Source organism: Collinsella sp. LCP21S3_D3, from assembly GCF_052118305.1.
Lineage (GTDB): Bacteria > Actinomycetota > Coriobacteriia > Coriobacteriales > Coriobacteriaceae > Collinsella.
Window position 1 is genome coordinate 1 of the sequence record NZ_JBQKHK010000065.1, and the last position, 439, is coordinate 439.

The 439-nt window shown below is 73.1% G+C and carries 1 protein-coding gene; it reads right to left on the minus strand.

Translation table 11 applies throughout. The features are described 5' to 3' along the window. Positions 1-439, minus strand: a 439-nt coding sequence (locus tag ACTQ1S_RS09395) for an IS256 family transposase (RefSeq protein WP_441547574.1), incomplete at both ends; no start/stop codon positions are given.

Here is a 439-nt window from a genome sequence, read left to right on the forward strand (position 1 = left end):
CGCGCAGCGCTGCCACGCGGCGCCCTGGAAGACCTCGCCGAGCGCCCGGACGAGCCCCGGGTGGGCGTCCGAGACGACGAGCCGCACGCCCGCCGCCCCGCGCGAGCGGATGGCCCGCAGGAAGGCGAGCCACGAGTCGTAGGACTCGGTGTCGACCACGTCGACACCAAGGACGCGCCTCCAGCCGCCCGCATCGCAGCCGATGGCGGTGACCACGGCGGTGGAGGCGACGCGCCCCCCGCGGCGGCACTTGACGTAGGCCGCGTCGAGCCAGACGTAGGGCACCGGCGAGCCGTCGAGCGGCCTTCCGCACAGATCCTCGATGTCCGCGTCCAGGCTCGAGGCGATTGCGCTCACCTGGTCCTTCGAGAGCCTGGAGACGCCCATCTTCTCGGCCACCCTCTGCACCTTGCGGGTGCTCGTGCCCGTGGCGTACATC